The following is a 15,629-nucleotide window of genomic DNA, read 5'->3' on the forward strand; positions in this document are numbered from 1 at the left end:
AATGCGTGTGTTTTGGATCGCCATCGCTCTTATCGGCATTGTCCTGTTGCTACTGGTAACAAACAATGATGCGGGCTCGACATTCGGCATTGCCAATGATTCATTCGCGCGCCTGGCCTATTTTGGCATATTGGGCATTGTTGTCGGGTCTGCGCTATTGGGTTCGGGAATTCCGCTTAGCCATTCCTTGCGCAACCTCGCCGTATGGATCGTTATTATTCTCACCCTCGTGACCGGATACCAATATCGCTATGAATTGCAGGATATTGGCCATCGTATTACCGCGGGCCTGATACCCGGCAGCCCGATTTCCATGCGGGATGGAGATGGACTGGTTTCTGTAACGCTGGCCAAGGCAGAAAACGGGCATTTCGAAGTGCGCGGACAGGTTAATGGCGAAACCGTACCCTTCATGATTGACACCGGCGCGTCGTCCATCGTGCTTTCGGCAGATGATGCACGCAGAACGGGTATCGATCCGGATAAACTTAACTACAGCACGCCCGTTATGACGGCCAACGGCCTTGCAAATGCTGCGAACGTCACAATCGACAGTATAAAAATTGGCGATATCGAGCGGCGGAATATGCGCGCCATGGTAACGCAAGATGGCCGTATGGACGGCAGCTTGCTTGGCATGAACTTTCTTAACACACTCAGTGGTTTTTCAGTTCGCGGGGACCGGCTGGTCCTGACTGATTAGGCCGCTTTTTCGATGGCAGCATTCTGAACAGCCGCATAGGCGCGGCGTATGACATTGCTGGTCGCACCTGTTTGATTGGCTTCTGTTGACAAGATTTGCCGCCAGCGCCGCGCACCGGCAGCGCCATGAAACAGCCCGACCATATGGCGCGCTATGTGAGACAATCGCCCGCCAGCCGCTATATGCCTATCCGCATAATGGCACATATAATCAATAATGGCATCGATCGACGCCGGGCCGTTCTCATTGCCGTAAATGGCAGTATCAACTTCAGCGAGCATCATCGGGTTATGATAGACAGCCCGGCCGAGCATCACGCCATCAACATGATTCAAATGCTGAAGGCCTTCGCTGATGGTCTGAATACCGCCGTTTATCCCAATGAATTGATTCACATATTGCTGCTTAAGCCGGTAGACGCGATCATAGTCCAATGGCGGAATATCGCGGTTTTCCTTTGGTGAAAGCCCCTTCAACCAAGCCTTGCGGGCATGAACCCACAGAGCATCGGCACCAGCGTCGAACACGGCTTTCGCCAAATTGTTCAACGCTATCTCTGTATCCTGATCATCGACACCAATGCGGCACTTAACGGTAACCGGGACATCGACCGCCCGCTTCATGGCAAGAACGGCCTGCGCAACGATATCCGGCGTTTTCATAAGGCAAGCGCCAAATGTTCCCGATTGAACCCGGTCTGAAGGGCAGCCTACGTTCAGGTTGATTTCCACATATCCCATTGCTTCGCCAATGCGAGCAGCTTCCGCCAGCTTGGCAGCGTCAGAGCCACCCAGTTGCAACGCAACCGGCTGTTCCTCATTCGCAAAACCCAGTATCCGCTCCCGATCTCCGTGGATGGCAGCATCGGCAACGATCATCTCGGTATAAAGCAGAGAATAGCGCGTGAACTGGCGATGCAGAGTCCGGCAATGCCTGTCTGTCCAGTCGATCATCGGCGCTACCGCGAAGCGGTTGGCGCCATAAGCACTGCTAACTGGCATTTTTTTCGCTGTCTGGTTTCGGATATGTTGTTATGCATTCACATAATATCCTGAGGCACAATTGTCCACTCCAGCAGCTGTGTGGCTCAAACCTGTTCGGAGATTGCCGCTTTCACCGCCATCTTTCTCAGCAGCGCAACGAATTCGCCTCCGGCTTTTGCCACGTCCGCGGAATTGTCAATCATGATGGCGTCCAAAGGATCGCAAGGATTTGCACCAGCCCGCATCAAGCGACGTTGAATTTCGTCGGCACTTTCCCTGCCTCGCGCCGCGAGCCGCTTAGCCAATACCTCGTGCGAAGCCGTAATGTGGACTACGGCAAAATTTGCGTAGGTCGCACGAAGCTTCGGAACGATACCGCGCGAAACATTTGCTATTGCGACAGCTCCCAGCCGGATTTCATCATGGACGGATTTAGGCAAACCATAGCATAGGCCATGCGCTTCCCACTGATGCGAAAAAGCACCCGATTGCAACGCCTTCGAGAACTCCGCCTCACTCAACGTATCATGATCCTCCGCATCGACGGACGATGGGCGAGTTACCACGCGGCGTACAAAATGAAATCCCGGCTCATCTTTTAACACCATTCGAGCATAGTCGATAATGGTATCCTTACCGGCACCACTTGGACCGACGACCGCAACAAATACGCCATTTCGAACGTAGTCAGCTGCAGGGTCAAGCAAGCGCTCTATTGAAGCAGAAGCTGTCATCACACCACTCTTCGGCCTTCGCGCCATACTGTACGCACCACCGGAATGTGCTCATCGACGCGAACGCGAACAAGATCCGCGCGCTTGCCAATCTCAATGACACCACGATCTTCGAACCCTACAGCCTTGGCCGGATTTCTGGTCACAAGCTGGATAGCCTCGGGAAGCGTAATATTATCGACAGTCTCGCTCATGAAGAATGTCGACTGGATAAGGCTGAACGGAATGTAATCCGATGAGAGGATATCCAGATATCCATGCTCGGCAAGCTCTCGCGCCGAAACATTGCCCGAATGCGAACCGCCGCGAACAACATTCGGCGCGCCCATCAGCACTGAAAGACCCGCCTGTTTGGATGCAGCTGCGGCTTCAAGAGTCGTTGGAAACTCGGCAACCTGAATACCCTGCTCGACCGCCTCATCAACATGCGCGCCCGTCGCATCGTCATGACTGGCAAGAACGATACCGTGGTCACGGCAAAAATCTGAAATAGCTTTGCGGTTGGGACCGGAATTCGTCGCAGATTGCGCCATCCGCTTTTCGCAGAATGCATTAAACTCAACATCGGATAATTTCAGCTTACGCTGGTAGTAGGTTGCGTAGGTCTCAAGATTGACAAACTGCCTCTGACCCGGTGCGTGATCCATGAGTGATGCGAGACGAACCCGGTTGTCATTTTCGAAAAATGCAAATCCATCCAGGCAGTCAGCCGCCGACACCTCGCAGCGCAGATGAAAATAGTGATCAGCGCGCAGGCGATCCTGCTGCACACTGTCTTCTATTGCATCCGCCAGCTTACGGATTTCCTGCGGCGTCATTTCGGCATCTTCATCCATACCGACACGCAAGGCATCGAGCACGGTGGTGATACCCGATGTGGCAATCTGCGCATCATGGGCTAGAACGGAAGCAATAGGGTTCCAGCGGACCTTGGGGCGCGGCATGTAATGGCCTTCAAGATGGTCCGTGTGCAGCTCAATCAACCCAGGAATAAGATAGTCGCCTTCGAAATCTTCCCCGCCTGATGCGGAGGTGTTCGAAATATCGGCGATTTTACCGTCGCGGATAAGGACGGAACCGGGAATTACTTCATTCTCCAGAACGATTTTGGCGTTGTTCAATACAAGTTCGGCGGACATTTCAAGCGGTCTTTCTTATGTTCGTTCCTGCCAAGGGATGCAGGGAATGTACTTCGAATGGGGCACCGGGCTCCGCCTCGATAAACAATGCGATATTGTTGATCTCAACAGGCTCTTCGAGAACAGGCTCCAGAAATTCGCTCAGCATTTGAGCGATCTTTTCCCGGTCTTGCTCCGCAACGGGATTGGTAAGCGTCATGTGAAAACGGAAATCATCGAACACATAAGGATACCCCCACTGTTCAAGATTACGCCGCTCCGAAACACTCATTTTCTCAGGATTTCGCCTTGCGATTTCCGCCACGCTGGGCGGCGCGCGAAAACGATCAAATGCAACAACAATATCATTGGCCAACTGGTTTAGCTTCGCCACGGGTTCTTCAGGAACCAGAGCAAAGAAACCGTCAAGATTTGCGATCTTCAGCTTGGGAATCTCTACCGGTCGCATGGAGGACGCAAAATGCATCAAGGCGGACAGAAGCTCCCGTTCCTCCACCCCTTCGGCCAGATGAAAGGGTGCCTTGAGCGTTGCATGAAACCCATAACGCCGGGCGGATTCCGTAAGCTTCGTTACTTCCTCATGCGCAAGGTTGCGAATTTGTGGCGGACGCACCGGCTGCCCGGTAAAGGCATTCCGGCCAAGCCAGTTAGCCGCCACTTTCAACAATGGATCGCTGGAAGGCGGTGTAAAATAAATCGCATAGCGCATTTTGATTCCTCCGGAGCAGTGTCGCGTTACGCTCCGATTATGACAAGCCTTTGAACGTCGCCAATTTCATTGTTGCTTTCCCATCAGGCGGGAGCGCAGTGCATTGGAAATGCTATCAAAGATAAAGATCACCGCGAGGATAAGCACGACCATATAGGCAACATTATGCCAATTGGTATTGGTGCGCATCGCCTCCCAAAGTTTCAGTCCGATACCACCTGCGCCAACCGCACCGATAATGGTGGCCGACCGTGTGTTTGACTCCCAGAAATAAAGCGCTTGGCTGGCGAAAACCGGCAATACCTGCGGTAAGACGCCATACCGCTGAACATTTACGGGCGCCGCCCCAACAGATTTGACGCCTTCGCGCTGCTTGTCATCAATGTTTTCCAGCGTTTCGGAATAAACTTTTCCGAGCGTACCCGTATCGGTGAAAAAGATAGCGGAAATACCGGCAAGCGGTCCCGGACCAAAGGCGCGCGTAAAGAACAATGCCCAGATCAGCATATCGACCGAACGGAGAAAATCGAAAAACCGCTTTGTGATCTGATTTGCAAAGAAGTTCGGCATGATATTGCGTGCGGCTATGAAGGCCAACGGGAACGACACAAGCGTTGCAAGCAAGGTCCCGACAAATGCCATGACAATGGTCTGCATGAGCTTGGTCCAGACATCGCCATGCTGCCAGGAGGAGTTGTACCAGATATTGTCGAATGCCAGCTCGGCATTGGACATTTCCGGCTTTATACGCTCGCCGCTGACAATCATGGATGCGACTTCGCCAAGGGATTTGTTCCAGAAGGGCGAAGCGGTATCGAAGACAAAATTCGCCCAGCCGAAGAAACGTCGGCTGACAACGACCCGCTCTGGAATAATATCGGCGGTTCCGGCAAAGCCGAAATTGACCGTGACCTGATCTTCCGTGAGCGATGCCCAATCAGGCAAAGCTCCCTGAGGTTTGGCACCATCGGGCTCAATGAGCACGAGGAGTTTCTCACTGCCGCGCGTAGCGATAACCTGTGTCGGGGTGATCTCAAGCGACTTACCCGTGCCGAATGTTATCGTGACATCATTGCCTTGCTTGATCGCCCAATCCGGCTTCGGATTGTCGCCAAGCTCGGAAAAGCGCGGATAGCTGATAGTTGTCCCCTCAGCGCCCATCCGGACTGTTGTGCGGATCGCATAGGACACCCAGTCGCGAGCGTAAATTTCGGCCCGCTGCCATTGGCCTGATGCAAGCACCGTGCCGATGGAAAAAAACCACCAGCAATAGATAACATAAAGCACGACACCAGCCCCTATGATCAAGGGCATGAAGCGCTTCAAAATCGAAGGGTTGAACACATCGGGGTAGCGGGCTTCGAAGTCAGCAACATTCAGGGAGGTTATAGCGCTCATGACTGTTTGCCTCCGAAAGCGAAAGCCTGATTGCCAACAAGGCGTCGCCGGAGCCAGGCAGAAAATTGATCGACGGCGATAATCGTTGCCAAAAGCAGCAATATGATTGCCAGTGTCTTTGCTTGATGACCACGCCCGATGGAAAGGCGCAATTCTTCACCAATGCCCCCGCCACCAACCGCACCGATGATTGTGGAGGCACGCACATTGATTTCCAGACGCAACAAAGCATAGGACATGAAATTCGGCATGACTTGTGGGACAATTCCAAAGCCAACTCGCTCGAACCAATTGGCACCAGCTGCGCGCAGGCCTTCATCTGCCTTCATGTCAGCATTCTCGACAACTTCGAAGAATAGCTTGCCAAGCGCACCGATGGTGTGAATTCCGACGGCGAACATAGCGGGTATAGGCCCCAGCGAAAGAATCGCGGCGAAGAACCCAGCGATAACTATCTCGGGAAAGGCGCGCAGAATTTCCATATAGCGACGCGCGGCAAACCTTATCAGCTTGCTCTTCACAAGGTTTTTGGCCGCAAGAAAACAAAGAAGGAAACCGAAAAACGCTCCCACCAATGTCGAGATGATCGCGATATTGAGCGTCTCCAGCATTTTGTAGAAATATTCGGGAATGTAGAGCCCACTGAAAATGTAAACCCGGCCCTCCGGGTAGTCGAATTTCAAGCTTCCATCGAAATAGGGTGATGGCAGATCGAACAAGGCGCGCCAGACTTCCCACCCATCGCGCGGAATCAAATCCCCAGCGAAATCGAAGAAATGTGGCAGCCGGTCAAAGAACTTGCCCGCATTTGACTCGTTTGCAAACCAAAGCGAACCCGAAACAGCAATGAGCAAGCCAATGCCGATCAACCAGGAATATGCACGGCGACGGCTGGCAAGTTCTTGCCAATGACGCTCGATCTCTATTCCTTCAGGCGTTAGTTCTGTCGAATTGGCGCGGCTCATGGGCTTATCCTTCCAGAGCATAAAAAATCACGGCCAGATCAAGTGATCTGGCCGTGAAAGGGTGATTGAATTAACCGCCGATCTGCGCCTTACGAGCGTCAATGATGGGTTGGTAGAATTCAGTGTTTACTTCTGTGTAGCCTTTGAAATCGCCGCCCATCGTTGCTGCAAAGCAGGCTGGATCTGACTTTGGAAGTTCCATCATGAAGTTTTTAAACTTTGTCTTCATGTCGCTGTCTAGCGAAGTACGGACGACTATCGGGCCATTTGGAATCAATGGTGACTTCCACAATTCCACAAAATCCTTCATGTCGATAATGCCCTTATCGACCATCTTGCGCAAATTGCCGGAGGTATAGCCTTCATCGAACTTGCCAACACCCGAACCGAAAGTCGTACCAGCATCAAACTTGCCATCTTTGACAGCAAGCACAAGATTTTCGTGTCCGCCACCAAAGCCGGTTTCGCTGAAGTAATCCTTCACAGAGGTCTTGATGTCTTTTGGCAGAGCCGTAACTGGAACAAGATAACCGGAGGTTGAGTCTGGATCAGCAAAACCCAGCTTTTTACCCTTCATGTCGGCTAACGTCTTGATGCCGCTATCTTTGCGGGCAACCATGATCGAATAATAGCCGGTGGCGCCGTCTGTCTGGACTGTTGTCAGGATTGGTTCAACAGCCTTCGGGTTTGCGAGATAGATTTTTGCGAAACCAGATGCGCCAAGCTCTGCATAATCCAACGTACCGCCGAGCAAGCCCTGGATAACACCATCATAGTCCGTAGCAGGAAATAGTTTGACGTTCTTTACGCCAAGTACCTTTGGCAGCTGGTCTACAATGCACTGATAATTGCGCAGGCGATCAGCTTCATTCTCACCGCCGATAATGCCAACGCGGAATGTTTCGAGGTTTTCTGCACGAGCCATCGAACCGGCAAGCATTGCGCCGATTGCGATCGCACCAAGAAGGGCTTTTTTGAGCAACATTGGTCTCTCCTGTCAAACGTCTGTTTGAGTTTGTGATCTGTTCATGGTTGCCCGTGACGTGGGCTAGACGATCTCTCAGCGAGCGGCCAGAATAGCCTCAAGCTCGGGAATGGGTTTTGGCGCGCCGCGCGAAATACTGGTCGATGTAATAGCTTCTGAAAATGCGTCCTTGAGGCCGTCAGCACCGTAAATCCGGCGGGCAGCCATTTCCGTCAGGTCGTCCGGCCCGCCGTCGAATACGATTTTTCCTCCTTGCATCCCGATGATCCGCTGGCAAAAATGACGCGCCGTATCGAGCGTATGCAGATTGGTTATGACCGTAAGGCCCTCGCGCTCATTGATATCACGCAGTGATTCCATAACCACTTGCGCATTGCGCGGGTCCAGCGAGGCGATGGGCTCATCGGCCAGAATGACTTTGGGATTCTGCATCAAGGCGCGGGCGATAGCGACACGCTGCTGCTGGCCGCCGGAAAGCGTGCCGGCGCGCTGCAGGGCCGTCTTTGCAATATCCAACCGCTCAAGCGCGGCTATGGCCATGGCGCGTTCTTCACGCGAAAAAATGCCCAGAAGGCTTTTGATTGTCGAACGGTGATTGAGACGGCCAAGCAGGACATTGGTGAGAACATCAAGACGAGGCACAAGATTGAATTGCTGGAAAATCATTGCGCAATCGCGCTGCCAATTCCGCAGATTGCTGCCTCGCAATTTGGCAACATCCGTGCCTTCAAAAATGATGGCACCTTCCGACGGGTCGATCAGCCGGTTGATCATGCGCAGCAGCGTTGATTTACCCGCTCCCGACCGGCCAATAATGCCAACCATCTGACCTTGCGGAATTTCTACATTGACGTTGTCTATGGCGATATTATTGCCAAAGCGCCGCGTCACGTTTTCGATTTTCAGCATCAATTAACCTCTGTTGGCGTCAGCCTGTGGTAGAGGGTTTATGTGAACCTGCAATGGCAGTTTTGTCTCAGTTTCGTGACAACTTTGGGCTGTATCTAAACGTGATGTTTTTCCAGGAATTCCTGGATCTCCAATGTGCGGAAATCATCCAGCCCAGCACGTAATTTTGCGTGATCCCAATCCCACCAGGCCAACCTTTGCAGACGCTCCGCAGTATGGGGATCAAATCGGTCCCGGATTTTTTTGGCCGCAACACCGCCAACAATTGTGTAGGGCGCAACATCCTTCGAGACGACGGCTCCAGCACCGATAACCGCCCCGTCACCAACAGTCACTCCGGGCAGGATTGTTGATCCGTGACCGATCCACACATCGTGCCCAATGGTGACAAGATTTGACCGACGCCATTCAAAAAACTCGTCGTCGACTCCCGCATCATCCCAATATTCGGCGGAACGATAGGTGAAATGATGCAGTGTCGGACGCCATGTCGGGTGGTTGGTCGCGTTGATACGAACGCTGGCTGCAATATTGGCGAATTTGCCAATCTTCGCACACCAGACGGCGCCATCCTGCATAATGTAGGAATAGTCGCCGAGCGTAGCTTCGCTTATGCGGCAACGCTCGGAAACTTCCGTGTAACGGCCCAGCGTGGAATCCTGAACCGTTGCGGTTTCATGCACCAAAGGTATTTCAGACAGACGACTCATGCGGCCGCTCCGGTTTGAGCCGAAAACGCAGTGACATCGATAATCCTGTCAGCGACTGCTTCGCGCACATCGTCATCGTGGAAGATGCCAAGCATGGCGACGCCCGCATTTTTCTTGTCGCGGATCATTGAAACCACCACATCGCGGTTTCTGGCATCGAGTGACGCGGTAGGCTCATCAAGCAACAAAATGGGATGATCCGTGATAAAGCCCCGAGCGATATTAACGCGCTGCTGCTCGCCACCCGAAAATGTCGCCGGCGGCAGTGACCACAACCGTTCCGGCAAATTAAGCCCCGCGAGAAGAGCGGCTGCCTTTTCGCGCGCTTCATCGCGATCAATGCCGCGTGCCACTAATGGCTCAGCTACAACATCAAGGGCAGAAACGCGCGGCACAGTGCGCAGAAACTGGCTTACATAGCCAATCAGATCGCGTCGAATGCCAAGCATTGTGCGCGCGTCTGCCGCCACAACATCAACCAACCTGTCCCGGTAAGGCACAATGATTTGGCCGATATCGGCAGCATAATTGCCATAGATCATCTTGAGGATCGAGCTTTTACCCGCACCGGAAGGACCACCCAGCACGGCGCATTCCCCTGCTTTAATGGAGAAGGAAACATTGGCCACAACCGGCAAGCAAATGCCGTCACGCAAATGCATGGTGAAGCTCTTGGCAACATCGGAAACAACGATAGGTGTCGGCATGGTCAAACCTGTAGAATTGAGGAGACAAGAAGCTGCGTGTATGGCGCCTGCGGATCGTCCAGAACGCGGTCGGTAAGTCCCGTTTCCACGACGTGACCGTCCTTCATCACCATCATACGATGTGAGAGAAGACGAGCTACGGCCAGATCATGGGTCACGACAATCGCTGCCAGGCCAAGATCGCTGACAAGACCGCGGAGCAGATCAAGAAGCCTTGCCTGCACCGAAACGTCCAGTCCACCCGTCGGTTCATCCATGAAAACGAGACGCGGGTTGGTAACAAGATTGCGTGCAATCTGCAGGCGCTGGCGCATACCGCCGGAAAAGTCGCGCGGCTGATCGTCAATGCGGTCCCCTGCAATCTCAACGCGGCCCAGCCAATCGGTGGCTGTAGCGCGTATATTGCCATAATGCCGGTCACCAACGGCCATCAGCCGCTCGCCAACATTTGCGCCCGCAGACACGGTCATTCTCAAGCCATCAGCGGGATTCTGGTGAACAAAACCCCAGTCGGTACGCATCAGGAAGCGCCGTTCTGCCTCGCCCATGCGGTAGAGGTCACGGAAATGCCCGTCGCGCATGCGGTACTCGACCGTGCCGGCAGAAGGCGCAAGTCTCGTAGCCAGACAATTGAGCAATGTGGTTTTACCGGACCCGGATTCGCCAACGACGGCCAGCACTTCGCCAGGAAAAAGCTCAAACGAAACATTCTTGCAGCCGATACGGCTTCCGTAAAATTTCGATAATGCCCCAACCTTCAAGAGTGGTATATCGCTCATTCTGCTGCCTCCGCCTGTGGTGCCGATAATTCACCGCGATGCCCTGCGGCCTGCCGTTCTTCACAAAAATCCGTGTCGGAACAGACGAACATGCTGCCTCCTTTATCGTCGAGAATGACTTCATCGAGATAGCTGCCCTTGGCACCACAAAGAGCGCATGGCTGCGAAAACTTCTGAATCTCGAAAGGATGATCTTCGAAATCGAGACTGACGACCTGCGTATAGGGAGGAATTGCATAAATCCGCTTCTCCCGCCCTGCACCGAAAAGCTGCAAGGCTGGCGAGTTATGCATCTTGGGATTGTCGAATTTGGGTGTCGGAGATGGGTCCATCACATAACGCCCCTCGACCTTCACCGGATAGGCATAGGTGGTCGCAATATGGCCGTGGCGAGCGATATCTTCGTAAAGCTTCACATGCATGAGCCCATATTCCTCCAGCGCATGCATTTTGCGCGTTTCGGTTTCACGCGGCTCAAGAAAGCGCAGAGGTTCTGGGATTGGCACCTGATAGACGAGCGTCTGACCTGCTGCTAGCGCAGTCTCCGGAATGCGATGGCGCGTCTGGATAATTGTTGCTTCTGTGGTCTTCGTGGTCACCGGAACATTGGCAACCTTTTGAAAAAAGGCACGAATTGAAACCGCATTCGTTGTGTCATCAGCGCCTTGATCGATTACTTTCAGCGTGTCCTTCGGGCCGATGATCGCAGCCGTTACCTGTACGCCGCCAGTACCCCACCCATAGGGCATGGGCATTTCGCGGCTGGCAAACGGCACCTGATATCCAGGTATGGCAATGGCTTTGAGAATAGCCCGGCGGATCATCCGCTTGGTCTGCTCATCAAGATAAGCAAAATTGTAGGTGGCAAGCTCGGTCATTTTGTCATAGCCTCAAAGGAGTTGGTTTGCGCAAAACCACGGAGTTTTGATCCTTTGGTTTGAACTGCAAAACGTAGGGATGCATGACGGGAGATATTGAGTTTTATCTTTTTACTGGTGTTTTTGTTTTCATCGTAGCGCTTGCCGCAATCGAACAGCGCAACAAGAACCGAAAAAAATTGAATAACGATAGCGGCGACACTGGTGTTTCCGGCAGCAGCGACAGCTGGGGCGACTCCGATGGCGGAGGTGATGGAGGCGGTGGCGACTGAGTTCATTCTGCAGCCTCACTGATTTCGTTCTTTTGGCTTTCATGCCCACTACGCATACGGCGCACGAGATCGAGCTCCGCTTGGAAATCCACATAATGCGGTAATTTCAGATGCTCGACGAAACCCGTCGACTGGACATTGTCGCTATGTGAAATGACGAATTCTTCATCCTGCGCCGCAGCGGTGATATCTTCGCCAAGCTCCCGCGCCCTCAATGCGCGGTCACAAAGAGCCATGGACATCGACTTGCGCTCGCTTTGGCCGAAAACAAGACCGTAGCCACGCGTGAATTGGGGCGGCTGCTTGGATGATCCCTTGAACTGATTGACCATCTGGCATTCGGTAAGACGAATGCGGCCAAGCGTTAGTGGAAAATCAAGTTCGGCGACTTCGAGTTCCACTTCAACCTCACCAATGCGAATTTCACCGGCAAAAGGATGGCTACGCGCGTAGCCGCGCTGGGTGGAATAGGCCAAGCCCAGCAGAAAACCCTCATCGCCGCGCGCCAGAGCCTGCAATCGCAAATCCCGCTCAAGCGGAAAAGTCAAAGGCTCACGGGTCAAATCGCCCGTTTGAGCTCCCTCAGGCATATCACCATCAGCTTCGATCATGCCGTCATGGCCGAGAATATCGGTCACACGCGGCATATTTTCATGGGCCTCGATGCGTTGATCCGGCAGATCAACCGACCCATCTTCCGCAAGTTCAGGATCGAGCAAGCGGTGCGTATAATCGAAGGTCGGACCCAGCAATTGACCGCCTGGCAGATCCTTGAATGTTGCGGAAATGCGGCGTTCAATAGCCATCTGCGATGTCTCGACCGGCTTTGTATAGCCGAAACGCGGCAAGGTCGTCCGGTAAGCCCGAACGAGGAAAATCGCCTCAATCATATCGCCGCGAGCCTGCTTCACAGCGAGCGCAGCAAGCTCGGTATCGTAGAGCGAACCTTCAGCCATCACACGATCAACTGCGAGCGCCAGCTGTTCAATAATCTGATCGAGGCCGATAGCCGGAACGGAGCGATCACCACGGCGGCGGTCTGCCAGAAGCTTGTGCGCATTGCGAATGGCGGCTTCGCCGCCTTTAACAGCAACATACATGGCCTAAGCCTCCTTCTTCGAAATGCGGGTGGTTCGCGGCAAAGCGGCAAGCGCGCCATTGCCAGCAAAGATCAGGTCGATACCACGCGGAAAGACGCCACGATTTGCTGCCCATTGTTCAATAAACATTCTAGGAAGCTCGTTCGGCGCAAAGACCGCATTATCCTTGATTCCAGGACCTTGGAGGGTCAATTCTTGCGAACCATCAAAACCGGTCACCTGCAAAATGATTGTGGTCGAACGATCCGGATATTCAGACGTGCCTTTGGCAAATGAATCAAAAGACGGCATGTTTTCGATGTCGCTGACCAAAGCAAAATCGGCCTGGGAAGGATCATTCGTGAGCTCAACGCCGGTATGGAACTTCAGCCAGCCGATAGCGTCCTGCGATGCTTTCACTGGCTTGTCACACCAGACGACCGCATCATGATCCAACAACGTGGCTGCAATCGAAGCTATCGCCGGCGATAAGGGCGATGGGGCAAGAGCCAGATCACCGACGGAAATGACACGGCCCGGATTGGCCATAGCGTCCATCAATGCCCGAAAAATCTCCTGCGAGTTTAAAACCGTGTCGGCGAACCCGCCTTCAAAAACCTGAGTTGCTGCACGCATCAATCATCTCCTCGCACCATAGTGAAAAAATCGACCTTGGTTGCAGCGGTCTCAGCCCGCTTCTGTTCAAGCCCTTCATTCAAACGCTGCGCGATTGGAGCAAGCACGTTGTCTTCAACTGCTTGGCGATGGGCTGGCTCCTGCCAGATCGCATCAAAGACTGCAGCGAGCTTTACTTTCTCGCTTGAACGCCCGAGCGCATAGGCATGACCGACAGCGCCATTATCGAGCCTTATGGTCGCTCGCGTCACGCTCGCCTCGCCCAGATTGAAAGCTGCGCCACCACCGCCGATGCGTCCACGCACCATGACCAGTCCGGTTTCAGGACCGCGCAGAGTTTCCACTGCTGGCTTGTTTTCCCAGCGCTCCCAGAACTGCCGCATTTCCTGCACGGTTGCTTGCGCCAGAAGCGCCATAGCCGCTTTGCGGCTAGAATCTGCAATCTCAGCTGTTACCTCGGGTTCTTCACCCGTTTTCAAATTTGCATTGCGCATTGACACCTCACAGCAACTTGTCTATTTATATATACAACTAGACAATAAGCGTGGTTATAATACCCGTCAATGACAGGAGCATGACAAAGCATGCGTTCAAGCCATTTGATAACCAGGAATAGTGGCGTTGCTGTCTGGCGGCAGATTGCCGATCAGATCAGGGGCGATATTTCAGCGGGCAAAATGGCCAGTGGCGTGCGCATGCCGCCTGAGGTGGAGCTTGCAACCCGATTTTCCGTCAATCGTCATACAATCCGCAGCGCAATAGCCGCATTAACGAAGGAAGGCGTGCTTCGAGCTGAACAAGGGCGCGGGACATTCGTCGCCAATGCCAAAAAGCTCACCTATCGAATTGGTGAACGCACGAGGTTTTCGGAAATTCTCTCAACACAGGTTCGCGAGACAAAGGGTGTGCTGCTTGGGTCGTCGCTGGAGGAGCCTACAGCGGAAGTTGCCTCTGCGCTTGGAATGCACTCCGGCATGGTCATCAGAATTGATACGATGCACACAGCAGATAACAATCCCATCTCTTGCGCCACATCCTGGTTCGATGCTGCGCGTGTGCCAAATATCATCGAGGATTATCGTGCGACCGGTTCGGTTACCGCAGCGTTTAAACGGGCAGGGATTGATGACTATCTGCGTCAGTCAACGATTATCGGAGCCCGGCATGCTGATGCTGAGGATCTGCGACACTTGAAGCTTTCGCCTGGCGCCATTGTTATCGTCGCAACAGCCGTCAATGTCGATATGGATGGACGGCCTGTTGAATACGCAACAACGCACTTTTCTGCCGACCGCATGGAAATTGCCATCGGCAGACAGTCATCTCTTTAGAGCAAACCTTGCTCCTGCTACCACATGGTTTTTGCGGCCCGCTCCGGCCATTCGCGGTCATAGGTATCACCATCAAAGCGCGCTTCGCTCAACGCGGCAAGGATTTGGCCCGGTGTCGGAAACTCCTTCGGAGAACGATGTTTTGATGGATTCCAAAGCTCCGACCGAATAAGTGCGCGGGCACATTGGAAATAGGCCTCTTCGACCTCAATGACGGTGACGGATCGTGGCGCCTTGCCGTCCACATTGAAACTCTCAAGCACTACCTGATCCGTTTCGATATAGGCACGGCCATTGACTCGAAAGGTCGTTGTCAAACCGGGAATGAGAAACAACAGAGCCACACGCGGGTCACGGACGATATTTCGCAGCGAATCAATACGGTTGTTGCCCCGCCGATCCGGCATCATCAGCGTTCTCTCGTCATGTACCCGGATAAACCCGGCTAGATCACCACGCGGAGAACAATCCAGCCCTTCCGGACCACTCGTGGCAAAAGCAACGAATGGCGATCCTTCGATCAGCAAGCGATAATCCGGCGTGATTCGATCTGCCACTTTGGCAGTCGAGGCTTCACTTACACCGCTATAAATGGCTTCAAGTTGTTCTATCGACGTAATCCGCGTCATCATTTCCTCCTGCATGCGCATTCGCCGACTAACATGCCATGGCGAAACGATTATGACAGCCATCACTTTGGAAATGACATACA

General features: G+C 53.3%; 19 protein-coding genes. 2 read left to right on the forward strand and 17 right to left on the reverse strand.

Features of this window, described 5'->3' with window-relative positions:
• The first annotated feature begins 1 nt into the window (after position 1).
• Positions 2-703 (forward strand): TIGR02281 family clan AA aspartic protease, encoded by a 702-nt coding sequence (locus tag V9K95_RS02875; protein ID WP_336439872.1) that lies wholly within the window; start codon positions 2-4, stop codon positions 701-703.
• Here V9K95_RS02875 and dusA read toward each other — a convergent pair.
• The 16 genes from dusA to phnG all read right to left on the reverse strand — a co-directional run bounded on the left by dusA (position 700) and on the right by phnG (position 14,080).
• Positions 700-1,704 (reverse strand): tRNA dihydrouridine(20/20a) synthase DusA, encoded by a 1,005-nt coding sequence (gene dusA, locus V9K95_RS02880; RefSeq protein ID WP_336439871.1) that lies wholly within the window; start codon positions 1,702-1,704, stop codon positions 700-702. The genes V9K95_RS02875 and dusA overlap by 4 nt on opposite strands.
• Before the next feature lie 86 nt (positions 1,705-1,790).
• Positions 1,791-2,420, reverse strand: coding sequence for a phosphonate metabolism protein/1,5-bisphosphokinase (PRPP-forming) PhnN (gene phnN / locus V9K95_RS02885; RefSeq protein WP_336439870.1), 630 nt, complete (start codon positions 2,418-2,420; stop codon positions 1,791-1,793).
• Complete coding sequence (locus tag V9K95_RS02890; RefSeq protein ID WP_307285815.1) at positions 2,420-3,559, reverse strand: alpha-D-ribose 1-methylphosphonate 5-triphosphate diphosphatase; 1,140 nt, start codon at positions 3,557-3,559, stop codon at positions 2,420-2,422. The genes phnN and V9K95_RS02890 overlap by 1 nt, the downstream gene beginning before the upstream one ends.
• Position 3,560: 1 nt before the next feature.
• Positions 3,561-4,268, reverse strand: coding sequence for a DUF1045 domain-containing protein (locus tag V9K95_RS02895; RefSeq protein WP_115052711.1), 708 nt, complete (start codon positions 4,266-4,268; stop codon positions 3,561-3,563).
• Positions 4,269-4,334: 66 nt separating this feature from the next.
• A complete protein-coding gene (gene phnE, locus V9K95_RS02900; protein WP_336439869.1) occupies positions 4,335-5,666 on the reverse strand; it encodes a phosphonate ABC transporter, permease protein PhnE in 1,332 nt (443 codons plus the stop codon).
• The gene (phnE, locus tag V9K95_RS02905) at positions 5,663-6,631 is read right to left on the reverse strand and encodes a phosphonate ABC transporter, permease protein PhnE (protein WP_307285829.1); all 969 of its coding nucleotides are present in this window, start codon (positions 6,629-6,631) and stop codon (positions 5,663-5,665) included. Before phnE (V9K95_RS02905) ends, phnE (V9K95_RS02900) begins: the two co-directional genes overlap by 4 nt.
• A 70-nt stretch (positions 6,632-6,701) precedes the next feature.
• Positions 6,702-7,613, reverse strand: coding sequence for a phosphonate ABC transporter substrate-binding protein (gene phnD / locus V9K95_RS02910; protein WP_307286597.1), 912 nt, complete (start codon positions 7,611-7,613; stop codon positions 6,702-6,704).
• A 78-nt stretch (positions 7,614-7,691) separates the two neighbouring features.
• Positions 7,692-8,525, reverse strand: coding sequence for a phosphonate ABC transporter ATP-binding protein (gene phnC / locus V9K95_RS02915; protein ID WP_115052708.1), 834 nt, complete (start codon positions 8,523-8,525; stop codon positions 7,692-7,694).
• 95 nt (positions 8,526-8,620) lie between these two features.
• Positions 8,621-9,235 carry a DapH/DapD/GlmU-related protein gene (locus tag V9K95_RS02920; RefSeq protein ID WP_115052707.1) on the reverse strand — a complete coding sequence of 205 codons (615 nt, stop codon included), beginning with the start codon at positions 9,233-9,235 and terminating at the stop codon, positions 8,621-8,623.
• On the reverse strand, positions 9,232-9,942 hold the full coding sequence (gene phnL / locus V9K95_RS02925) for a phosphonate C-P lyase system protein PhnL (protein WP_336439868.1): 711 nt from the start codon (positions 9,940-9,942) through the stop codon (positions 9,232-9,234). Before phnL ends, V9K95_RS02920 begins: the two co-directional genes overlap by 4 nt.
• A gap of 2 nt (positions 9,943-9,944) precedes the next feature.
• Complete coding sequence (phnK, locus tag V9K95_RS02930) at positions 9,945-10,721, reverse strand: phosphonate C-P lyase system protein PhnK (protein WP_307285838.1); 777 nt, start codon at positions 10,719-10,721, stop codon at positions 9,945-9,947.
• A complete protein-coding gene (locus tag V9K95_RS02935; protein ID WP_115052704.1) occupies positions 10,718-11,599 on the reverse strand; it encodes an alpha-D-ribose 1-methylphosphonate 5-phosphate C-P-lyase PhnJ in 882 nt (293 codons plus the stop codon). Before V9K95_RS02935 ends, phnK begins: the two co-directional genes overlap by 4 nt.
• Complete coding sequence (locus V9K95_RS02940) at positions 11,596-11,877, reverse strand: hypothetical protein (protein WP_336439867.1); 282 nt, start codon at positions 11,875-11,877, stop codon at positions 11,596-11,598. The genes V9K95_RS02935 and V9K95_RS02940 overlap by 4 nt, the downstream gene beginning before the upstream one ends.
• The gene (locus tag V9K95_RS02945; protein WP_336439866.1) at positions 11,874-12,971 is read right to left on the reverse strand and encodes a carbon-phosphorus lyase complex subunit PhnI; all 1,098 of its coding nucleotides are present in this window, start codon (positions 12,969-12,971) and stop codon (positions 11,874-11,876) included. Before V9K95_RS02945 ends, V9K95_RS02940 begins: the two co-directional genes overlap by 4 nt.
• Positions 12,972-12,974: 3 nt before the next feature.
• Positions 12,975-13,586, reverse strand: a complete 612-nt coding sequence (gene phnH / locus V9K95_RS02950; protein WP_336439865.1) for a phosphonate C-P lyase system protein PhnH — start codon at positions 13,584-13,586, stop codon at positions 12,975-12,977.
• On the reverse strand, positions 13,586-14,080 hold the full coding sequence (gene phnG / locus V9K95_RS02955) for a phosphonate C-P lyase system protein PhnG (protein ID WP_336439864.1): 495 nt from the start codon (positions 14,078-14,080) through the stop codon (positions 13,586-13,588). Before phnG ends, phnH begins: the two co-directional genes overlap by 1 nt.
• Before the next feature lie 90 nt (positions 14,081-14,170).
• Here phnG and phnF point away from each other — a divergent pair, with 90 nt between their 5' ends.
• Complete coding sequence (gene phnF, locus V9K95_RS02960) at positions 14,171-14,917, forward strand: phosphonate metabolism transcriptional regulator PhnF (protein ID WP_115052700.1); 747 nt, start codon at positions 14,171-14,173, stop codon at positions 14,915-14,917.
• 17 nt (positions 14,918-14,934) lie between these two features.
• On the opposite strand, the gene V9K95_RS02965 is transcribed toward phnF, so the two are convergent.
• Positions 14,935-15,546, reverse strand: coding sequence for a pyridoxamine 5'-phosphate oxidase family protein (locus tag V9K95_RS02965; RefSeq protein WP_115053265.1), 612 nt, complete (start codon positions 15,544-15,546; stop codon positions 14,935-14,937).
• Between the last annotated feature and the right edge of the window lie 83 nt (positions 15,547-15,629).

The sequence above is a fragment of the Phyllobacterium sp. CCNWLW183 genome (assembly GCF_037203775.1).
In the GTDB taxonomy this organism is placed as follows: domain Bacteria; phylum Pseudomonadota; class Alphaproteobacteria; order Rhizobiales; family Rhizobiaceae; genus Phyllobacterium; species Phyllobacterium ifriqiyense.

What these genes read in the sequence shown, in the direction of transcription:
- V9K95_RS02875 (WP_336439872.1), top strand. Translation starts at nt 2, where the DNA reads ATGCGTGTGTTTTGGATCGCCATCGCTCTTATCGGCATTGTCCTGTTG.
- dusA (WP_336439871.1), bottom strand. Translation starts at nt 1,704, where the DNA reads ATGCCAGTTAGCAGTGCTTATGGCGCCAACCGCTTCGCGGTAGCGCCG.
- phnN (WP_336439870.1), bottom strand. Translation starts at nt 2,420, where the DNA reads ATGACAGCTTCTGCTTCAATAGAGCGCTTGCTTGACCCTGCAGCTGAC.
- V9K95_RS02890 (WP_307285815.1), bottom strand. Translation starts at nt 3,559, where the DNA reads ATGTCCGCCGAACTTGTATTGAACAACGCCAAAATCGTTCTGGAGAAT.
- V9K95_RS02895 (WP_115052711.1), bottom strand. Translation starts at nt 4,268, where the DNA reads ATGCGCTATGCGATTTATTTTACACCGCCTTCCAGCGATCCATTGTTG.
- phnE (WP_336439869.1), bottom strand. Translation starts at nt 5,666, where the DNA reads ATGAGCGCTATAACCTCCCTGAATGTTGCTGACTTCGAAGCCCGCTAC.
- phnE (WP_307285829.1), bottom strand. Translation starts at nt 6,631, where the DNA reads ATGAGCCGCGCCAATTCGACAGAACTAACGCCTGAAGGAATAGAGATC.
- phnC (WP_115052708.1), bottom strand. Translation starts at nt 8,525, where the DNA reads ATGCTGAAAATCGAAAACGTGACGCGGCGCTTTGGCAATAATATCGCC.
- V9K95_RS02920 (WP_115052707.1), bottom strand. Translation starts at nt 9,235, where the DNA reads ATGAGTCGTCTGTCTGAAATACCTTTGGTGCATGAAACCGCAACGGTT.
- phnL (WP_336439868.1), bottom strand. Translation starts at nt 9,942, where the DNA reads ATGCCGACACCTATCGTTGTTTCCGATGTTGCCAAGAGCTTCACCATG.
- phnK (WP_307285838.1), bottom strand. Translation starts at nt 10,721, where the DNA reads ATGAGCGATATACCACTCTTGAAGGTTGGGGCATTATCGAAATTTTAC.
- V9K95_RS02935 (WP_115052704.1), bottom strand. Translation starts at nt 11,599, where the DNA reads ATGACCGAGCTTGCCACCTACAATTTTGCTTATCTTGATGAGCAGACC.
- V9K95_RS02940 (WP_336439867.1), bottom strand. Translation starts at nt 11,877, where the DNA reads ATGAACTCAGTCGCCACCGCCTCCATCACCTCCGCCATCGGAGTCGCC.
- V9K95_RS02945 (WP_336439866.1), bottom strand. Translation starts at nt 12,971, where the DNA reads ATGTATGTTGCTGTTAAAGGCGGCGAAGCCGCCATTCGCAATGCGCAC.
- phnH (WP_336439865.1), bottom strand. Translation starts at nt 13,586, where the DNA reads ATGCGTGCAGCAACTCAGGTTTTTGAAGGCGGGTTCGCCGACACGGTT.
- phnG (WP_336439864.1), bottom strand. Translation starts at nt 14,080, where the DNA reads ATGCGCAATGCAAATTTGAAAACGGGTGAAGAACCCGAGGTAACAGCT.
- phnF (WP_115052700.1), top strand. Translation starts at nt 14,171, where the DNA reads ATGCGTTCAAGCCATTTGATAACCAGGAATAGTGGCGTTGCTGTCTGG.
- V9K95_RS02965 (WP_115053265.1), bottom strand. Translation starts at nt 15,546, where the DNA reads ATGACGCGGATTACGTCGATAGAACAACTTGAAGCCATTTATAGCGGT.